We start from the raw sequence: 17,830 nt of genomic DNA on the forward strand, positions 1-17,830 counted from the left end.
ATATTCGCTTCATCAACGAAGGCAGATATTTTATCAACGCAGAGAACAAGTTAGATACAGGATGCAAATGCGAAACATGCAATGGTACAGGTATCCTCGGAAGAACACCCATTGCAGAAATAATCATTCCCGATGAGAAGCTCTTAGGCTTCATCAAGAAAAAGGATGAAGCAGGAGCGCGTGATTACTGGCTCACCACGCTGGGTGAAAAAGTGGAATATGGCCTCGGAGTTTCTGCACTTTCTCACGCGATTCAAAAAATGCGGCAGGGCCTCGTAGATCCGCGCGATGTTGAGCACAGTATTGGGATGCTCAGAAGGGACGGATTCTGATGAAGAACATCAAAAGAATTATTTTCCAGATCCGCCTCACCACGGATATCAGGGCCAAGCTATACGGCGCGCTCGCTTCCATGACAGGGCCTGCCGGTGGAATACCCCTCGGCGCAGCGCTATCAGAGATGGAAGCAGAGTACCGCAAGCAAAAACATTTTCTCCATCCGTTGCTTCAAGAAGTGATGCGCAGAATGAAGGGCGGCGGAAGCAAAAGAGTCTCGCTTGAAGGCAGAGAGGCTCAAACCCTGAAGCTCGGAGACGTATTATTGGAATTAGTCCCCAATAATGAGGCCATGATTATTCGCAGTGGCGAAGAACAGGGAAATATCTCCTTGGGTTTGCTTCAAGCTGCAAAGTATGCGCGCAGTCAGTCCGAGATCATAAAAATCATACGGTCTGGAGTTTCGCGGGTGCTGTGGTATGCACTCATGATGTCCGTCATCTATTACTACTTCTCACTGGAGATTATCCCGCAAATGGAGCAAGCGGCTCCAAGGCACCGATGGACGCAAGCAGCCCAAAGTTTTGGATTTGTGGCAGATCACATCATTGCTTTCATTATTGGCTTCTTTCTATTTATTGCTTTCATTTATTGGACGTTTAACTATCTCAAGAAAAATTTAACCGGGCCGGTGCGCAATTTCCTGGATAGAAACATCTGGCCGTTTACCACAGTCCGGTTGCTGAATTCATCTGCAACCTTGGGAAGCCTGAGCGGATTTCTCAGAACGGGTGTTCCGTTTCGAACAGCTGTGAACTCGATTTCCGAGGGCGCAGACAGATACATGGTGAGCAAGCTCGATCATATCAAGCGACTTACGCAACAAGGAAAACCCCCTCACGTTTCATTAACCTCATGCAATTTATTTCCAGAGGAGAACGCATGGATTATTAGTCTTTATGGAAGAACTACCGATTTCGGGCAATCCCTGGATCACATCGCCAACGAATTCTCTGAACTCTCGATCGAAAAAGCCAAAACTACCGCCATGGTGGCGGACATTTTGGGAACACTTGCCATTGCAGGTTCAATCTTGTGGATCGCAGTGACCATGTACGGCATCGTTGGCACTCTTAAATAAATTTCAAAGGCAACATATATGAGCATTCAGATCACCTCTTTCAAGCCTCAAGCTTTTAAAGCAAAACTCCAGCGAGGCATGTCCATGATTGAAATGGCCGCATGGACACTTTTGGCAGGCATCGTGGCCGCCATCGTGCTGAGTTCCCTGGGCGTCCTCAAAGGAGGCATCAATGCAGGAAATCTCGGCGAGAAGGCCCTGTATCTGGCCATGGACATCCAGAAGCACTGGAATCGTGCGAACGACTACACGAGTGTCACGGCCGCAGAAGTGGACAAGATTGGCATCGTCAAAAATCCCATCAAGTTCGACGCTGGCCAGCTGTATGACGGCTATGGCAATCAGATGGCCCTCAACGGTTCGCGCATCACGTTCGCAATGACGCTGGGCGGTACCGCAGCCCCCATGGACAAGGACGACTGCGCGAACCTGGTGGCCCGGCTGGAGCCAGTGGCCATGGCCATCCGTGTGGGGGCATCTGCAGCGGCCAACGCCGGCGTTATCTCTGGCGGCAACCTCTACAAGAACGGGGCCACATTGGATCAAACGGGCCTGACCACGGGCTGCGCCGAGGCAGGAACCAAGATCGCCATCCAGGTCCGCTGAGCAAATACGACAGAGAAGCACGATGCAAATGAGGACGATACCCCCCCAAGCCCTGCACCACCTGGTCGCCCAGGCCTGCGCCATCGCCGTCCTGGGCCTCAGTACCAGCTATGCCTCGGCTGACGCTGTTTTTGTGACACCGGGCTCTCTGTCGGGCTACACCTACTATCCACCGGTCAAAGCCGGTGGTGGCGGCGGCGCCGGCAATGCCAGCGGCCGTGTGGAGACACTGCAGAAGTGCTACGTGGCCATCAAATCTCCAGACGTGAGCTTCACGCTGCAGGCCGCGGAGTTCTACGGGCTGGAGAACATCCGGCTCTACTACAAAGCGGCTGGCGGCAATGGCGGCACAGGCACGAACGGAGGCGGTGGCGGATCCACCGCCATCATTCTGAATGGCAGCACGGCGGTCATCGCCCCAGGGGGCAACGGTGGCCAGGAAGCTCCGGTGACGAAGGGAGACTTCCAGGTGGCGCCCGGTGACAGCGTGCGCATCGTCACTGGGGGCGGTGGCGGCTCGGGCTGGCCGGGAGTTTCAGGTGGCGGTGGTGGTGCTGGCTGGCGCGGCGGTGGAGCTGGCTCCAGCTATGCCCCTGGTCAAGGCGGCAGCGCGACACCAGGAGCTGGTGGCGGTGGAGCAAATCCAGGCACCTCCGGCAGTGGTCACAACGGGGGCGTGAGTACCTATCCAGATGGCAACAGCGCACCCATTGGAGATACCACGCGCAGCCCGGCATTTTGGCAACGGCCTATTCATCAATGGGCAGAAAGCACGCCGGAATCAATGCGCCCTGCAAAGTGGTGGATGTATTTGGATGCACGGATTCCAGCAACACCTACACGCTCGGGCTCCAATGGATTGTCATTTCCTTTGGATATGAATGCTGAGGCTAATGACAGCATGGTTCCTGGGTATGGCGGTGCTTGGGGCCGGGCCGGCTCGCCCGCACCAAGGACAACCTGGGGAGGTAGTTGGGGCTATGAAGAAAGACTAAATGGCATAGCGGTACAAGCATCCAACGACCAGCTGACCGTACCTAAGTGTGGTGGATACAATTGCTCGTTTGTGACCAATTACTATCAACTCTCACATGTAGGCAACTATTCTGACCCTACGGATTTTCAGCTGACTCGAAAGCCTACTCTTAGATCCTTCGAGTATGGAAGTGACTACGAAGAAAAATCCAATTTGCCCGGACAAGTCGTTTTTATGTATAGCGCCGTAGAGTGCAGCCTCCTGAAATAAAATGAACATCGACGCCGTTACCGCAACAGACCTGAGCAGCCTCATTGAGGGTATTTCCGACTTGGGCGTATGTCTCACTGCACCTGAGAAAAGCATTCAGTTTCCCGGCCCTCTACAACTGGACCCATTGCTTCGAGACTATGCCATCAGCCTTGCCAAAAGCTTTACAGAACTGAAGCTCGAAGACGGAACCGTTTCATTTCAAGGCAATAACTGGCGTGGACACCTGGACTCCAGCGTTGTTGACGGAACATGGATTCGATTCCGTAAAATGCGTTCGAGCGCGCCCACATTGGAGAGCTTGCCCACCAAGCTCTCTGAAGCGTCGCAGCGCTTCCTTCTTGACCAGCGACATTCAACAGGGGGCCTCATACTGATCAGTGGACCCACAGGCAGCGGAAAAAGCACTACGGCTGCAGCCACTGTCGTTTCTCGTTTAATTGAATTCAGTGGATATGCCCACACGGTTGAAGAGCCAGTAGAACACCCCCTGAATGGCTGGCATGGTCAAGGATACTGCACGCAAACTCAAGTACGGGAGAACGGGATAGGCAGCTGGGAAAAAGCACTCCAGGGCGTCTTGCGATCCCAAGCCGTAGGCACTCCTTCCATGCTATTCATAGGGGAGATTCGAGAAGACGGAGCGGCAAGAGAGGCCCTGCGCGCAGCAGGAAATGGGTTCCTCGTCATTACAACCAGCTTTGCCTCGGATGTCGCTACAGCAGTCCAGAGCTTCAGCGACAGAATTGAGAAGGGACAGATAGAGATGTTTTCTCAACTGCTACGCGGCCTGTTGTTTCAGCGGCTTGAAAACAAACTACTGCAAGTCCAGCTCTTAGAGAAAACATTGGTCGTGCAGCAGCGTATTTCTCAGGGGAACTACTCAGGCATTAATGAAGAGGCGCAACGACAGGCCAATGCGCGACTGTATGCGTCTACACCCCCAACGATTGCAGCGGCCTCAGGTGGTAGACCCGTCACAAGTTCCATCGGCGGCTTTCGCTTACCTTGACTGCGAGTGATAAATGTTGATCTTCGTATACATTGCGTTCTTTTTGGCTGCAATACTCAGCTATGCATCCTCGCAGGGTGATTCAGGTGCCTCAGAAATAAAGATAAGCGCGAGTGAAGAAATAAAGCAATACAAAGCATTCATGACCGCTGCGGATCATTATTTTTCCGATAGTGACAGAATCGCTCTGAAGAAACTGTATTGGCGAGACATCAAGGTGAGTGCCCCTTCTGGTATGAACTTGGCCGATATGCAATCATCTTGGTATGTGATTAAGGGCGAAGACGGTGCGTGGTCCGCTTGCACTGATATCAGTGAGGAAGCTATGGCAAGCATTGCACAACTGTTTCCAGATGCTGAATCAGGACCAAAGGTTCAGAAAACCGAGAATTTCTATGCAGTCGGAGACGCAGAAATTGCGGAGTCTGCCACATTGTTGTGCCGGATGTAGGAAAGATGATATGAGAAACAAAAACAGAGGTGTTGCGCTCATCGAAATTGCTGTGGGATTGACACTGCTTTCTGTCATTCTTCTGGCGAGCTTTAGCCTTTTATCAAAGGGGAACGAAGTCACCAAGGCCAAGTCCATATCCAGTGACTGGACGCAATTCGCAATAGCTGCTGATGCGCATTTCAACTCCAACAGATCGGCTTACATAGCAGCTATGACAGACGGAACAGATGCTGACAAGCTATGCAAGGTCAATGTGAACACCGTGAGCGGAGAAGGTGGAACCATCACATATGACCCGACTTTACATAGGTGCGCTGTAGATAGCAGCATGCTGAAATTCCATGCTGCATTACCATCGACCACTAGTGATCTGAATCCATACGGGGAGCGCTGGGTTGCTATCTTCAAACTCGTATACGACCGCGAAGATCCACCAAAGCCCACAGGAGGAGTTGAAAGCTTCATCGTCTCGGCGACAGTAGATGGATCGGCTCCCATCGTTCTGGCTGATCCCAAGCTTTATGACAATGCTCTGACAGCGTCGGGATACACACAAGGTAATGGCGGAGTTGTACCAGACGCAGATCGGTCAACCTGTATAGCATCGCGTGCGCAGAATCGTTATGAATCTTGCGGTGCTGGTTGGAAAATCAATTTACCTGACTTCCTTACTTCAGCTGAGGTCCAGGCATTTGCAAATAGGTTGAACAAATAGGCGGAAATATGCAACAAAATTCATTTGTCGAGCTTGATAGCTTCACAGACCTGATCAACAAGATTTTTAATAACAATGATTCGGCCATGTACACTGATGTGTATATTCAGCCCGAGCAGCCTGTTAGATTGAGAATTACCAGCAATCAATGGGCTGACTTTGAAATTAGCAGCAATGGTGGATCACCTCGAAAGCTAATCTACACTGCTGGCGATCTGAACAAACTGATCACCAATCTCTTCTACAAAAGGGAACAGACTCCGCAATCAGGTGGGAAATGGAATGATCTACTTGAAAAGAACAACGGATGTCTTCATCCAATGATTACGCTGGACGCTCCAGGAAAAACCGAAGGCGAGGTGATACCGTTTCGCGTTAGGTGCACGTTGCAACAGCAAGATATGGGGGGAATCGGTTTGATGCTGCGGTGTCTGCGCCCAGTAGCGGAGACTTTGAGCGAACTGGGCCTTCCGGAGACACTCTCCAGTATATGCAATGCACGCAGTGGGTTGGTTCTGGTGACTGGGCGCACAGGTGCAGGGAAGAGCACAAGCATTGCAGCAATGCTCAATCAGATCAATAAGCAACGATCATCCAATATCGTCATCATCGAAGAGCCCATTGAGTTCATATACAGGGCTCGGATGTCGCGGTTTACTTACCGCGAGGTCGGAAACGATGTAGACAGTTATGCCAATGCAGTTGAACAAGCTCTACGGTATGTACCAGACGTTCTGAGCATTGGCGAGATCCGCGATGCAGAGACTATGAAAGCCGCAGTGCGTGCTGGTGAATCGGGTCACCTGGTGTTCGGCACTATCCACGCCGCCAATGCCATGGGTGCAATCCGAAAAGCCCTAGGCTTTCTCGATACGCAGGGCGAAAAGCTGTCCTTTGCAACCAATGTAGTAGGAGTTTTGGCCCAGGCCTTGTTGCCAACTACTAACTCGCACGCTAAATCGTTAGCTTTTGAAATCATGGATTTCACAGCAAAACAAAATGGTGTCACCTTGCTGGCAGAAACAGTTGAGAAAATGCTGTCCCCTCAAAGTGATGGCACAGAACTTCAGAGCTTTGAGAAAGATTTTCTGAGTCAGCAAAGGCGAATAGGTGTTGGCAGCTCTCCTTTTGTTCAGAGTTTGAAATATCTTCTGAAACACAAGAAGATTGATCTTTCAAGCGCTCTTTCACTCATTCATGATTCAGCAAGCATCAAAGAGTTACGTGACATATCTAATCACAGCTGATATTCTATTATAAACAATCGAAGTCTATGCTTAACAACAAATAAATCAGAACAGTATTCCACCGACTACAACCCCTGCAACAAACGGAAAGGAGCTTTCTGACTTCTGCTTCGTTGCTTTTGTCTGCGCCGACTTCAACCTGTCGGCGTAGGCTTGTACAGCCTTTTCCAGGTCGCGAATCCGTAACGCAAGAGCTTCATGTCCTGCGTCTGGCTCTTTGATGCCCGCTTTCGTATAGATCTCTGTGAAATTGACGTGCTGCTGTTGAACATCCCGTCTCACCCTCTCCCGGTGCTGCACTTCCGCGAAAAATGCCTTGAAACGGGAACGAGTGACTGGCAATGCTCCGTTAGCGAGGAATCGTTCAAGCTCTGCTACCAAGTCTTCTCGCATCTCGAATTTATTGCGAAAATCCAACACCAGATCTTCGATGAAGACCCATTCTGCTTTCGGCTGATAGCCAGCTTCCATCAACAGTTTTTGTGCGCTGGCTGATACTTCGTTAGTATTATTCATGGTGAGATTTTCGGTAACACAACTTGTTTTCTAAGAAATGATATCGTATTTTACGGATAGCTCCGCTATCCTGATCTCTCGCTCGATTTCTAGAGCATGTGTCGCGTCAGTCGCCAATTCAGGTTGCGCAGCAATCATTGTGCAATAGCGCTCGCTCTTACGCACTAAGTTCACGAGTTCATTAAGCTCTTTTTTCATATCATCAAATACCATATGAGAACTCCTTCAAGCAAATAATTCTATAGGTCCCCCCAGGAGGACTGGGACACCATGATTTTCTTGTCCATGAGCCGCAGGCAATCCATCTGGCTGGTAGCCGGCGTAACCCAGGAATCTCGCGCACGTGGAGCTTTTGGCCCATGCACCATGAGCGTCTGGCCATGGTGTCACCGGCGCCCGGTAAGCACCAGGCCAAAGTACGGAAAAGCGTATGCTACGAAAAACCGTACACAAACCAGGCTTTGCCATGGATATCTCAAGCGGAAAAAGAACCCCCCACCAAGATGATCCTGGCGGGGGTTTCTGTTGCTGGTTGGAGCGGGCTCAGGTCGTGAGCAACTCCCTGGCCAGGGCCACTTCGATACTCTCGCCCTCATTGTCGTTGAGCACGTCCAGGCCGCACTCGGGCATGTCGCCCGAAGTGGACTGGGAGACCGTGATCTTCTTGGCCATGAGCCGCAGGCAATCCATCTGGCTGGTGCCGGCGTAGCCCAAGAAGATCACGCGCACGTCGAGCTTTTGGCCAATGCGCCATGAGCGCCTGGCCGCCTGCATCATCGTGTAGACATTGAACCCGGACTGCATGAAGACGATGGTCGGGAACTCCAGGAGATCCAGGCCGGTCTTTACGAGCTCGGGATTGGTGATGACCACGTCGACGCCGCGATCGACCTGGTCAGCCACCCAGTCCTCTCGCTTCGATGCATCCACGCTGGCGCGCAGCACAGCGACCTTGAAGCCCCTGGCTTCCAGGTGCATGCGCAGCCTGGCGGTCGTGTCGCGTGTGCCCGTGTAGATGGAATAGACCAGGACCTTGCGCCCCTGTGCTTTCTCCTCCAAACACAGCTCGATCAGCTTGCCCTCCTTCGGCGTGCACTCGGTCTCCGAGAAGACAGGCGCCTGCAGGTGAAGCAGCGCCTTCGTCCTGGGATGCCTGACGGTCTCGGTCCTGAAGCAGCACTCTGGCCAGGCCAGCAGCACGTTCATGACCACGCCCAGCAGCGTGCTGTCTTTCATTGCCAGGGACTGCTTGAGCATCTGCACGAGCTTGAGCGCCATGACCTGGTAGGCCTCAGCCTGGCCTTCCTCCATCTGTACGTCGATGAAGGACTCGGCATAGGCCGGAAGCACCTTCTGCCCGATGTCGCGCAGCTTCAGGAAGACCGTGATGGGCAGCACGTAGCGCATGATGCCCACAGGGCCAAAGCCCGGGGCCTTGGAAGTGCGCACCGTGAGCTGCTTGCCCTTGGCCGTGCGGTGGGAGGTCGATGCCGACTCCTTGTATACGTCCTTGAGCACGCCGTGCGTTCGCATGAAGCCCATCGTGGCGGCAGCCATGGAGCCGTTCTTAGACGGCTTGAATCCATCCTCGATCAGCGCGGCCGGGTTGATCCGCCAAAGCAGATGGAAGAGGTCGTCTGCATAGCCGCCCATGAGCGTTCCCGTCAGCAGCAGCACTTTAGAGCACTGGCTGGCCAGCACACCCATGGCCTGACCCTGAGCAGAGCCCTCGTTCTTGTACTCATGGCCCTCATCGACCACCAGCAGCCCAAAGTAGTCCTTGGGCAGATAGCGCTTGATGAACTCGGTGGGCTGATAGCCCCCCTGCCCTATAGAGAACTCGAAGTTGGCCAGGCGCCGCTCCATGCGCTTTGCCTGTCGGTCGGAAAACACCAGGTCGCCGTTCTCGTCCATCAGGTTGACGAACTCGTAGACGTTGTCCTCCAGCATGGCCGCCAAGGTCTTCTCGCCGAAGGTTTTGAGCAGGCGCTTGGCTGCCACCGGCCCGATGGTCGGCAGCTGCTGCAGCGCGTCGAGCACCAGGTCGTACATGGACTGGATGGGCTTGCCACTGCGAATGAGCGTCCACAGCGTGGAGCTGCAGCTGTCGCACTTGCGCCGGCGTTCGCTCAGCAGCTGCTTGGCCAGAGGCGCAGACAGCGGCAGCGTCTCGCCCTCTTCCCCCTTGGATTCGAGCGGACGCATGCAGTTGGGACAGCACGCTGCAGAGAACACCTGGCCCTCAATCAGCAGCTTGCGTTCCATGAACGCCGGCCGCCAATGGAAACCCATGCGCATGCGCACGCGACCCAGGACGAAGAACTCCGGCTGCGTGGTATCCAGGCCCAGGCGCGATCGCAGGGCCAGCAGCTTGCGCAGCGTGTCTGGGCCGTTGAGCACCCACACGCGTGCACCGGGCACGGTCTCCAGGATCTCGCGCCGCCACTTGTAGACCAGGTGGGGCGGCGAGATGATCAGTGTGCGTGGATTGCGCTGCTGCAGGCGCTGCAACAGCACGGCAGTGCAGATGGCCATCATGGTCTTGCCCGTGCCCATTTCGGCGTTCAGCACGGCCGCAGGCTCGCCCTGGTCGGCCAGCAGCTTGACGATGGCCTGGACAGCCTCCGACTGCGCGTCGAACGGCTTGCGTTTGAGCCCCTGCAGGATCTCCTGGCGATCCTTCCAAACGCTTGTTTGGCGGTCTCGCTCAGGCATGTACACAGGCGGATGCTGGGCACGCACCTGGTCCAGCAGGCCCTGGCCGAACTCGCGGATGAAATCGCCCAGCGGGATGGTCTCGCTGATCACATCGGCCAGGAAGTCCTCGCCCTCGATCTGGCCGAATTCGCCCGTGGCATCCGATGCTGCAACAGGTGCAACGGTAGTTGTGTCCTGCTCCAGGACGGGTGTGGTGGGTGTGGAAACTTCCATGATTTGCTCCAAAGAAAAAAGGGCGCGCCGCTGTGGAACAGCGGTGCGCCCTGGTGGTTGGGTGGAAAGGTGTGCCCGAGGCCTGGCGCATGGCCTGGCTCGAATTCGGGCGGGAGGTTCAGGCGACGAGCTGACGCTCGCGGACGCCGGCACTGACGTGCCGGATGAAGTGGTCGGTGATGCTCACGCGCAGCGCTCGCAGTTCACCAATGCGGGGATAGAGACCTTGGCCGAGCTCGTGCACAGCGCCCTTGTCTTGACACCATGCCAGCAGCGGCTGCTGCCAGGCGTCGAGCAAGGCGATGGGCGCCAGTTCCTTGACAAGGCTCCACACTCGCGCCTCGATGTCACCAGTGGTGGCCAGCACCCAGCCGATGCGATTTGCCTTGTCCAGGGCACGCAGGCGTTTGTCGTAGAGCCACAGGTGGCTCAGCGGCCCGAACAGGTTCTGGCGGGGCAGCCGGCCGCTGAACTTGGCCAAGCGGTCGGTAGGCCCGAGGTCCACCAGCTGACGCTGGCCGCCGGCGCCGACCAGGCTGAAGCGGCTGATGCCGGCTTCAGCCTGGCTGCCGAGCTCGGCGGCCGCGATGAACTGCATGGCAGAGGCATCGCGGCCGTAGAACGACAGGAACATGAGCTCGCCTTCGTCGTTGCGCAGGCACGCGTCAACCCAGAGATCCGCGTAGCCTTCGATACGGTAGAGGCTGCGATGAGGTGTCAAAAGATGCTCCAAAGAAGACGGAGCAGCCCCATGCGGGGCGTGCCCCACATGGGTTGAAGGTTGGATCAGCGAGCGTTTGGCACCCACAGCCACGCCGCTACGAAAGTGCCCTCTTGCGAGGGCGCCACCAGTGGAAGCGTGTCAATCAGGCATGTCTCGGAACAGTAGATCTCGCGCGCCCGGGCGATGGCCACTGCATAGTCCAAGCGCCATTGGTTCTGGTCCTGCAGCGAACAGTCCAGAGCACTGACGGCCTGGGCCAGGTTGCCCTGTTCCCAGGTGTTCACAACGCCGCGCGCAGCAACTTCGAGGTCATGCATGAGCAGGCACCTTGCGTTCCTGCGCCGCATAGTGCATTTCCACGGCCAGCTTGATAGATTCGAGTTGGGCCAGGACCTGCGTGTGCTGTTCCCGGGCCACCTTCTCAGTGACACGCTTGGGACTGGACGAAAGGAAGAGGCGATTGAAGTCGCCATCGCCGTTGAAACCAACCACGTGGCGGCGAGAGTTTCCGGAGCAAAGGTGGACCGAGGCACGGGACTCCAAAGCGCCGCCGAGTCCCTTGAGGGTGCAGATGTCGAGCTCCCGGGCGCCGCCCAGGTCAACGATCGTGACAAATCTGTGGCCATCGCGTGTGGAGTGGTTGTGGTGAGTACGCATGAGATGCTCCTTCAAATTGGATTGAGAGAGCGAGCGCCGCCCTTGCGGGACGATGCCCGCAGGGGTGGTTGGAAAAATGCCTGGTCTTGCGACCGGCGCGCTTTCAAGGCTCAGCGCGCCTAAAACCGTTTTTGAGTGGTTCAAACGGCTTTCCGCAGCCCACCCCTTGGCAAGCTCTGGAAAACCGGCTGTAGCCGGTTTTGGTTGAATTCAGCAGTGCTGAAAGGTGGTCAGTTCAAACGAGAGCGCTCGAAAGCGATCACGTCTGCAGTGGAGAAAACCTGCACGAGCTCAGCGCGCGCCAGGGCTTCGAGATCCGGTGCTGGATCTGTGTCGCCCCAGGCCTCGGGATCGCAGTCGGTTGCATCATCGAGCTCCTTGCCCTGCGCGACGTGCATCAGCTCGCCGTTGATGAGAAAGATGGCCCCACGCTCGTCCTTGAGGCCCGTGCCTTTGGGTTGATCGACCAGAAGCTCCATCACCGCGCATTCGTACTCCAGTGCACTCATGCGAGTGGTATCCACGGGTGCCGACAGTGCGAACCTGCTGCACGTCGATGGCTCTTCCTGCAGGTAGGCATCAAGCTCTTCGGCGGTGAACCGCTGAATGAACTTTGGCGAAATGAGTGCCTTCAGATCAGCCTCCATCGAGGACCAGTCGCTGGCATCTCGCAAGCGAATGCCGTCGATGCTGGACTGGCTCTCGATACAGCTGAGCAGACCACCGACCAGGATGTAGTCGAGGTGTCCAGGCACTTGCAAGGCAGTGCCGGCAGGATGCCGAATGAGCACCGCACGAGCCAAGTAGGCGAAGTCTGTATAGGTCGGATCTCGATGTGACTGCCGCTGCAGGAAGAAGCTGAGAACCTCAAGCTCATGCGCCTCCACCTGTTGGGGCGTGCAACGCTGAAAGAGCTCTCGGGCATACAGGGCCTGCGTGCAAGACACAGCGTTTTCTTCGTCCCAGGCCGATGAATCGCAGCTGCCGCCATCCCTTACATCGTCTCCTGTCTCAAGGTAAATAAGCTCCCCCAGTATCAGCAGAATCGCACCGTGCTGACCCACCTTCAGGGCACAGCCTTTGGGCTGCTTCACGAGAAGCTCGATCACGGACGTTTCCCATTTCTGGAACGACAAAACCGCTCCGGGAGCAGGCAGATGTGTAGTTTGGTTCATGGCTATCTCCATAAAAAATGGGACAGCCGCCCCCGAGGGCTGCTGCCCCGGGTGGGTGGATAAAAGATGTCAGTGCAGCCTGTCGCCAGGCTGCCCCGAGAGGACCTGCAGGGACTGCAGGAGCTCGGTGGCCAGGTGCAAGGTTTTAAGAATGTCCGGCACCAGGGCCGGGAGGGTTGCCAGCAGATCCAGCATCGATTCATCCAGGGCCGTAAGGCCATGGCGATCGAACGCTGCAATCTGCTTGAGGGTCTCGATCGCGGACATCATCAATACTCGTAGGGCAGCAACAACGTGGTCGTCTGCCAACCAGCGTCGGTGATGACCCAGATCGTGTGATCGCCCACCTTGTAGACGGACATCACCATGGCGCGATCGACCAGCGAATGCTGATTGAGCGCACGATCGAGTGTGTGGATCTCGCCCCAATCGCAGCTTTGGTGCCGGCGTAGCAGTTCGTGCGGGTCGACCTCCCCTTTGCAGATGAGGTCGTGCACGCCGATCGTTGTGACACAGCGACCCACGCGAAAAATGGGTGTGGTGTGTGGGTTGGTGGCGGCCGGCCGCACCAGGTCATCAATTTCCATGGTCATCTCCTGGGTTGCAGGGACGCCCCCAACGGGGCTATCCCCATTGGGTGAAAAAAGAAGTTCTGCTCAGCCCTGCTCAACGCAGGGCTGAGGCCCGTGCAATGTTCAGGTCAACCAGACGCCGGTGGATTGCGGTCGTTTGCCCCGTACCTTTCGTCCATTTGCCTCAAGACATCTTTTGCAATGTCCTGCCACAACTGGCCATCGAAAAGGGCAGAGCCGAATTTCTCTGGATCAGGGTGCTCGGCAATCTCTCTGGCTGTCGTATGAAGGCAATGCACCACGAAGGCCTGGACCATCGGGCCGTAACGCGAGAACTCCATGAGTTCGGTGATGAACTCCACATTGGTCAGTTGCTGTTGCTGTGGCATGGCCACCTCCTTGAAATGCGAGGCAGCCGACCTGTGGGGCTCGGTGCCCCAGGGGGTTAAAAAATCAGGCGATCTTGACGATCTGCCCAAGGCGCGCATCGGGCGTGAGCTCGATCGCGTTGATGACGGGAACGAAACGGTCCAGCAGCACGGTGGACTGCGAGGCATTGCCCTTCTCGTCCACGTCGATGCTGACCTTTCGCTCCTTGCGCTTGTATGTGTCGCCCTTGATCAGGAAGGTGCGACCGTTGCCGGCCGTGATCTTTCCCGTGACCTGGCCAGCGGCCAAGGCCAAGGCCAGATGCCAAGGTGTGAGGTCACGAAGCGGCGGCCGGCATGCGCCGGTCGCCTGGGCGAAGTGCCCCTGCAGGCCCTCCCACAGCAGGCTGTGAGAGAACTTCGCCAACTCATCGACCAGCTGCTCCTCATCGATCTGCACGGCATGGAAGTCGAGCTCCAGATCCCCCTGCAGCGCAGGGATCACATAGGGCTCCAGCTCCCACGAGTCCGGTAGCAAGGGTGCACCCTCCTCCGAGGCCTGCGCGTCCACCAGAGGCTGCAATGCGGCCTTGGTCGCATGCGTGGGCCGACAGCGGGTGCCGATCACGATGCATTGCTTGAAGCGCCGCTCAGGTGCCATGAACACCCGCAGGTCCTGGAAGTTGCGAACCAGGTAACCGCGGATCTCGTCGTCAAGGGCGTAGTGCGGAATGAGGTAGACCAGCACACCGCCGTAGGCTAGATAGGGCACAGTCTTGCGTAGGAACGTTCGTTCCAGTCGCTCAGCCTTTTCCGCATCGTCAATCAGGGAGCGCTGCGCGGCCTGGTCAGAAACACCGTAGCCGTATGGCGGGTTGAGAAACAGAAGACCCATGCTGCGCGGCCGCACGATGACATCGTGGACATCGGCTTGCAACACGCGATCGAGGATCTGCTTGGCGTGCCGCGCACGTTCGCGGTCCAGCTCGATGCCGAAGGCCTCGGCGCCGGCGGCCGCACCGCGTGCTACGGTCAGCAGTTGGCGCACATCGGCCAGGGCCGTGCCCTCACCGCAGCAGGGGTCCAGCATTCGCACGTTCCCCTGATTGGGCATGCGCAGCAGATGGGCAATGCGGGCAATCGATTCTTCATCGGTCGGGAAGTACCCGGCTTTGATGTAGTTGCGCGCCAGGCGCGCGAAGATCAGGGCCATGGCCTGCTCTCCCCAAAAAAGGAAAGCCAGCCCAGGGAGATCCCTGGTGCTGGCTGGTTGGTAGGTGGCAAAGCAAGCTTTGCCTGGTAGATCACAGCTGGGTCCACATTCCGGAGTTCCATGCCGAGAGGGCCTGGTGCTCGCTCTTCCAGGACTCATCAGACTCGCGTGTGAATGGACCATGCTCAGACCTCGTACCGAGGTAGAAGTCTCCATTTCTGGACAGCACCTGCAGCTGCAGGAACTCTCCGCGTTGTGCTGCGAGCAGGCCGAAGGGCGCGATTGCAGAATTTGCGGACGTTGCGAATTGAACTTGCGACATGTCATTTCTCCTTGGGGGGAAATGGACGAGCGCCCCCGGACGGGACGGCCCATCCGGGTTGAAGTTGAGTTGAAGTGTTGATGTCCCCAGCCGCAGGAAGACCTGTGAACTGGGTGGTGGGGTCAGAGATAGGTGCGCTGTGTCCAGCGCCCTTCATCCCATGCCTTCTTGGCCTTCTCACGGGTTGGCCAGTACTGGGTTGATTCCCGCGTGTACGGACCATCGTCGGAATAGGTCCCAAGGTAGAAGCCCGCAGCACTTCGCAGAATCTGCATTGGATACTCCTTTCCGCTAGCGCGGGCAAGAGCACCAACTTGAACGGTTTCATCTGCCTTGGCTGCGCTTGGGATTTCGGTTTGCGTCATGACATTTCTCCTTGGGAGGGGGAAATGGACGAGCGCGCCCAGATGGGACACGGCCCATCCGGGTTGGGGGGGGGAAGGTTGAAATCGTGAGACACTTTTCGGATGACCGAAACGCGCCCCAGCTTGAGAGTGATTGAAGGAAGCCCCGTCGAAGAACTGGACCTGGTCCACCTCTTCGAGGAACTCGATGCGCGTGATGCGCTTCCTATCCTGCGGCAGCGGATGCGACAGCAAAAGGCTGCGGCAAATTCCGTTCTCGCATCAGTTGAACCAGGCCGGCTGGCAGACCAGCAAGCAGCTCAGGACGTGCGTAGCACGACTGGACCAGCTTGACGATCGAACAGACTTCGCCTGGCGCGACCTGCTCGCGCAGATCCATCAGCTTTTCATACTCCTGCTCCGTGCAGGCCTGCATCCAGCGGTTGAACGCTTGGTGCGCACGAATGCGCTGCTCGGCCGTCCACACGGGCAGAACTTGAGGGTGGGTCATAGTTGTATCCAAAGAAATGGGGACAACCGGCCCTGGGGGACGATGGTCCCCGAGGGTGGATGAGAAGGTGAACTACAGAAGTTTGACCGCCGCGATGGCGAGCCCCACAACCGTAATTTGAGTGGTGATGATCCAGCGCAGCTGGTCATTGAGACGGGCATTGAGACGAGTCTCAGATGCCGAGATTTCAGTTCGCACATTGGCGATCTGAGATTTCAGCTCGGCGCCATCCGATTTGGTCATGAGCTGGTCGCGCATTTCTGCACGCACAGCATCCTGGCCGGTCTGGATGGCGTTTTCAAGCTCACGCTCCACGGCACGGGCCTTGTCTGGCGTGACGCCAGCCTCGGTCAGTGCTTCAAAGACGCTCAGTTTGATGGGCATGCCCATGAGTCTACTCCTCCCGAAAAAAGAGCGGGCACGCCTTCCCTAACGGGCTCTTGTGCCCGCGCAAGGGTGGTGATGATGGCAATGCCCAAGCAGCGAACTGCTTTGCACATTTGCAGGGCTCAATGTGCTCGAAACCATACTGAATGGTTGGATGGTTTCCCTCAGCAGCCGCAGCCGCAGCTGCGGCTGCTGAGGGAACTCATCGGTTCCACAGATTTCACAATGCTCCTGGCCGCCAGTAGCAGGCCGGTCACCAGTTGGAGCTCAGGTGACCAAGGAAGGGCGCGGTCACAGGCACGGCTTGGCTTTCACCGTGGCTGCACTATCGCAAAGCCGCTGCGCATCAGGTCGCAGCCACCCCAATTGGAGAGCCCCCTACCCCACTGGGTCCAGCGGGCTGTCTATTGAGCACCGCTCGGTGCGCAAGAGACAACCCGCTACGCGGGCTGATGTGTCAGATCGGATGCCAGGTCTGGCTCTGAATGTCTGCCATCCTGTAGCCCAAGTCCTTGAGGGCTGCCACTTGCTGACGCAGGCGAAGTCGATCCACAGTCGGGTCGAGCTTCACAGCGTCACGGCTGTGCACTTGTGGCCAAAGCTCTCCGAAAAGCTCCTGCAGCTGTGCCTCTTGCGCGGACTGCGGATCTTCAACTGGTACGGGGTCAGAAACCGTCATAGCTGTCTGCGCTTGGTCACCTCTCGCCAGCCGCTTTTGGATGCGCTTTTTGAGCTCTTCCACATTCGCTCTGGACTGGGCCGGGCTCGAACCTGGTGAAGGCGTCGATGTGGTGCTGACGGGTGCCGCACGAGGTGGCGGTGGCGGTGGCGATGGCGGAACGTCTCGCGGCTCTTCATCCGCTGGGTCAGCCTCGACAAGATGGGGTTCTGCAGGCCTCTCTTCCATGTCATCGATCTGAAGATCGTGCAGCACGGCGCGGATCTCGGTGATGGACTTGTTGAAGTGGATGTACTGCTTCAGGAAGATCCGCTCAACCCAAGCCGTGCCTCTGTAGACGCCGTCATCGAACTGGTCGAGCAGCTGGTCGAAGACGCGGAATTCACCGATGTCGGTGAACAACTCTCCGACGCAAAAGTCGCCGTTGCGGCCTCCGCGGATTTTCTTGACTCTCAGCGTGATGCCGGAGAGCTTGATCATGTGCTCTTGCTCCAAAAGACGGAGCCTGAGCCCATGGGCAAGGCCCCATGGGTGAAAAAAAACACTCCACACGAAAAACGCATGGAGTGCTGGTTGGATGTTCCGGGAGATTTCCAGTCAGCCGGCTATGTGACCTCACACACGTGCCGAAGGTGTGCGTCAACGAGGTAGTGTGCCAGATCAAAGTGCTTCAACCCTAAGGCGCGCATGTCTCAGAAGCTCACATGCCTTGCCACAAAGTGGCAACAGGTTTG

At 56.6% G+C, this 17,830-nt stretch carries 22 protein-coding genes and 1 pseudogene; 8 read left to right on the forward strand and 15 right to left on the reverse strand.

Annotation, left to right across the window (positions count from 1 at the left end; genetic code table 11):
* The 8 genes and pseudogenes from GRX31_RS16065 to GRX31_RS16100 form a co-directional block, all read left to right on the forward strand.
* Nucleotides 1–332, forward strand: a pseudogene (locus GRX31_RS16065) (hypothetical protein); the annotation flags it as partial.
* Nucleotides 332–1,417, forward strand: a complete 1,086-nt coding sequence (locus tag GRX31_RS16070) for a type II secretion system F family protein (protein ID WP_160853599.1) — start codon at nt 332–334, stop codon at nt 1,415–1,417. The pseudogene GRX31_RS16065 and the gene GRX31_RS16070, both read left to right, overlap by 1 nt.
* Nucleotides 1,418–1,435: 18 nt before the next feature.
* Nucleotides 1,436–2,023 carry a hypothetical protein gene (locus GRX31_RS16075; protein WP_160853601.1) on the forward strand — a complete coding sequence of 196 codons (588 nt, stop codon included), beginning with the start codon at nt 1,436–1,438 and terminating at the stop codon, nt 2,021–2,023.
* Nucleotides 2,024–2,051: 28 nt separating this feature from the next.
* Nucleotides 2,052–3,269: a hypothetical protein gene (locus GRX31_RS16080; protein ID WP_160853603.1), complete on the forward strand. Its 1,218-nt coding sequence runs from the start codon at nt 2,052–2,054 to the stop codon at nt 3,267–3,269.
* Nucleotide 3,270: 1 nt separating this feature from the next.
* Nucleotides 3,271–4,281, forward strand: a complete 1,011-nt coding sequence (locus GRX31_RS16085) for an ATPase, T2SS/T4P/T4SS family (protein ID WP_160853605.1) — start codon at nt 3,271–3,273, stop codon at nt 4,279–4,281.
* 13 nt (nt 4,282–4,294) lie between these two features.
* Nucleotides 4,295–4,732: a hypothetical protein gene (locus GRX31_RS16090; RefSeq protein ID WP_160853607.1), complete on the forward strand. Its 438-nt coding sequence runs from the start codon at nt 4,295–4,297 to the stop codon at nt 4,730–4,732.
* Between the two features lie 10 nt (nt 4,733–4,742).
* On the forward strand, nt 4,743–5,450 hold the full coding sequence (locus tag GRX31_RS16095) for a prepilin-type N-terminal cleavage/methylation domain-containing protein (RefSeq protein ID WP_160853609.1): 708 nt from the start codon (nt 4,743–4,745) through the stop codon (nt 5,448–5,450).
* Nucleotides 5,451–5,458: 8 nt separating this feature from the next.
* Complete coding sequence (locus GRX31_RS16100) at nt 5,459–6,697, forward strand: type IV pilus twitching motility protein PilT (RefSeq protein ID WP_160853611.1); 1,239 nt, start codon at nt 5,459–5,461, stop codon at nt 6,695–6,697.
* 45 nt (nt 6,698–6,742) lie between these two features.
* Here GRX31_RS16100 and GRX31_RS16105 read toward each other — a convergent pair whose 3' ends face one another.
* From GRX31_RS16105 to GRX31_RS16175, 15 genes are all read right to left on the reverse strand, one after another.
* A complete protein-coding gene (locus GRX31_RS16105) occupies nt 6,743–7,213 on the reverse strand; it encodes a hypothetical protein (RefSeq protein ID WP_160853613.1) in 471 nt (156 codons plus the stop codon).
* 30 nt (nt 7,214–7,243) lie between these two features.
* Entirely contained in the window at nt 7,244–7,426 is a 183-nt protein-coding gene (locus GRX31_RS16110; RefSeq protein WP_160853615.1) for a hypothetical protein, read from the reverse strand.
* Between the two features lie 330 nt (nt 7,427–7,756).
* On the reverse strand, nt 7,757–10,144 hold the full coding sequence (locus GRX31_RS16115) for a DEAD/DEAH box helicase (protein ID WP_160853617.1): 2,388 nt from the start codon (nt 10,142–10,144) through the stop codon (nt 7,757–7,759).
* A gap of 118 nt (nt 10,145–10,262) precedes the next feature.
* Nucleotides 10,263–10,865, reverse strand: a complete 603-nt coding sequence (locus GRX31_RS16120) for a hypothetical protein (RefSeq protein ID WP_160853619.1) — start codon at nt 10,863–10,865, stop codon at nt 10,263–10,265.
* 65 nt (nt 10,866–10,930) lie between these two features.
* Nucleotides 10,931–11,185, reverse strand: a complete 255-nt coding sequence (locus GRX31_RS16125; RefSeq protein ID WP_063326098.1) for a hypothetical protein — start codon at nt 11,183–11,185, stop codon at nt 10,931–10,933.
* On the reverse strand, nt 11,178–11,669 hold the full coding sequence (locus GRX31_RS16130) for a lactonase family protein (RefSeq protein WP_237426697.1): 492 nt from the start codon (nt 11,667–11,669) through the stop codon (nt 11,178–11,180). Before GRX31_RS16130 ends, GRX31_RS16125 begins: the two co-directional genes overlap by 8 nt.
* 86 nt (nt 11,670–11,755) lie before the next feature.
* On the reverse strand, nt 11,756–12,700 hold the full coding sequence (locus GRX31_RS16135) for a hypothetical protein (RefSeq protein ID WP_160853621.1): 945 nt from the start codon (nt 12,698–12,700) through the stop codon (nt 11,756–11,758).
* A gap of 69 nt (nt 12,701–12,769) precedes the next feature.
* Nucleotides 12,770–12,967 carry a hypothetical protein gene (locus tag GRX31_RS16140; protein WP_160853623.1) on the reverse strand — a complete coding sequence of 66 codons (198 nt, stop codon included), beginning with the start codon at nt 12,965–12,967 and terminating at the stop codon, nt 12,770–12,772.
* Between the two features lie 2 nt (nt 12,968–12,969).
* Nucleotides 12,970–13,287 (reverse strand): type I restriction endonuclease subunit M, encoded by a 318-nt coding sequence (locus tag GRX31_RS16145; RefSeq protein ID WP_237426698.1) that lies wholly within the window; start codon nt 13,285–13,287, stop codon nt 12,970–12,972.
* Nucleotides 13,288–13,400: 113 nt separating this feature from the next.
* On the reverse strand, nt 13,401–13,661 hold the full coding sequence (locus tag GRX31_RS16150) for a hypothetical protein (protein ID WP_160853625.1): 261 nt from the start codon (nt 13,659–13,661) through the stop codon (nt 13,401–13,403).
* 64 nt (nt 13,662–13,725) lie between these two features.
* On the reverse strand, nt 13,726–14,853 hold the full coding sequence (locus tag GRX31_RS16155) for a DUF6094 domain-containing protein (RefSeq protein ID WP_160853627.1): 1,128 nt from the start codon (nt 14,851–14,853) through the stop codon (nt 13,726–13,728).
* Between the two features lie 444 nt (nt 14,854–15,297).
* Nucleotides 15,298–15,540, reverse strand: coding sequence for a hypothetical protein (locus GRX31_RS16160; RefSeq protein WP_160853629.1), 243 nt, complete (start codon nt 15,538–15,540; stop codon nt 15,298–15,300).
* Nucleotides 15,541–15,745: 205 nt separating this feature from the next.
* Nucleotides 15,746–16,030 (reverse strand): hypothetical protein, encoded by a 285-nt coding sequence (locus GRX31_RS16165; protein WP_160853631.1) that lies wholly within the window; start codon nt 16,028–16,030, stop codon nt 15,746–15,748.
* 72 nt (nt 16,031–16,102) lie between these two features.
* Nucleotides 16,103–16,420 (reverse strand): hypothetical protein, encoded by a 318-nt coding sequence (locus GRX31_RS16170; protein WP_160853633.1) that lies wholly within the window; start codon nt 16,418–16,420, stop codon nt 16,103–16,105.
* 454 nt (nt 16,421–16,874) lie between these two features.
* Nucleotides 16,875–17,576: a DUF3275 family protein gene (locus GRX31_RS16175; RefSeq protein ID WP_160853635.1), complete on the reverse strand. Its 702-nt coding sequence runs from the start codon at nt 17,574–17,576 to the stop codon at nt 16,875–16,877.
* Between the last annotated feature and the right edge of the window lie 254 nt (nt 17,577–17,830).

It is taken from the genome of Delftia sp. CH05, from assembly GCF_009827015.1.
In the GTDB taxonomy this organism is placed as follows: domain Bacteria; phylum Pseudomonadota; class Gammaproteobacteria; order Burkholderiales; family Burkholderiaceae_C; genus Comamonas; species Comamonas tsuruhatensis.

Coding starts and splice junctions, on each gene's coding strand:
- GRX31_RS16070 (WP_160853599.1), top strand. CDS start 332: ATGAAGAACATCAAAAGAATTATTTTCCAGATCCGCCTCACCACGGAT.
- GRX31_RS16075 (WP_160853601.1), top strand. CDS start 1,436: ATGAGCATTCAGATCACCTCTTTCAAGCCTCAAGCTTTTAAAGCAAAA.
- GRX31_RS16080 (WP_160853603.1), top strand. CDS start 2,052: ATGAGGACGATACCCCCCCAAGCCCTGCACCACCTGGTCGCCCAGGCC.
- GRX31_RS16085 (WP_160853605.1), top strand. CDS start 3,271: ATGAACATCGACGCCGTTACCGCAACAGACCTGAGCAGCCTCATTGAG.
- GRX31_RS16090 (WP_160853607.1), top strand. CDS start 4,295: ATGTTGATCTTCGTATACATTGCGTTCTTTTTGGCTGCAATACTCAGC.
- GRX31_RS16095 (WP_160853609.1), top strand. CDS start 4,743: ATGAGAAACAAAAACAGAGGTGTTGCGCTCATCGAAATTGCTGTGGGA.
- GRX31_RS16100 (WP_160853611.1), top strand. CDS start 5,459: ATGCAACAAAATTCATTTGTCGAGCTTGATAGCTTCACAGACCTGATC.
- GRX31_RS16105 (WP_160853613.1), bottom strand. CDS start 7,213: ATGAATAATACTAACGAAGTATCAGCCAGCGCACAAAAACTGTTGATG.
- GRX31_RS16110 (WP_160853615.1), bottom strand. CDS start 7,426: ATGGTATTTGATGATATGAAAAAAGAGCTTAATGAACTCGTGAACTTA.
- GRX31_RS16115 (WP_160853617.1), bottom strand. CDS start 10,144: ATGGAAGTTTCCACACCCACCACACCCGTCCTGGAGCAGGACACAACT.
- GRX31_RS16125 (WP_063326098.1), bottom strand. CDS start 11,185: ATGCATGACCTCGAAGTTGCTGCGCGCGGCGTTGTGAACACCTGGGAA.
- GRX31_RS16135 (WP_160853621.1), bottom strand. CDS start 12,700: ATGAACCAAACTACACATCTGCCTGCTCCCGGAGCGGTTTTGTCGTTC.
- GRX31_RS16140 (WP_160853623.1), bottom strand. CDS start 12,967: ATGTCCGCGATCGAGACCCTCAAGCAGATTGCAGCGTTCGATCGCCAT.
- GRX31_RS16145 (WP_237426698.1), bottom strand. CDS start 13,287: ATGGAAATTGATGACCTGGTGCGGCCGGCCGCCACCAACCCACACACC.
- GRX31_RS16150 (WP_160853625.1), bottom strand. CDS start 13,661: ATGCCACAGCAACAGCAACTGACCAATGTGGAGTTCATCACCGAACTC.
- GRX31_RS16155 (WP_160853627.1), bottom strand. CDS start 14,853: ATGGCCCTGATCTTCGCGCGCCTGGCGCGCAACTACATCAAAGCCGGG.
- GRX31_RS16160 (WP_160853629.1), bottom strand. CDS start 15,540: ATGACGCAAACCGAAATCCCAAGCGCAGCCAAGGCAGATGAAACCGTT.
- GRX31_RS16165 (WP_160853631.1), bottom strand. CDS start 16,030: ATGACCCACCCTCAAGTTCTGCCCGTGTGGACGGCCGAGCAGCGCATT.
- GRX31_RS16170 (WP_160853633.1), bottom strand. CDS start 16,420: ATGGGCATGCCCATCAAACTGAGCGTCTTTGAAGCACTGACCGAGGCT.
- GRX31_RS16175 (WP_160853635.1), bottom strand. CDS start 17,576: ATGATCAAGCTCTCCGGCATCACGCTGAGAGTCAAGAAAATCCGCGGA.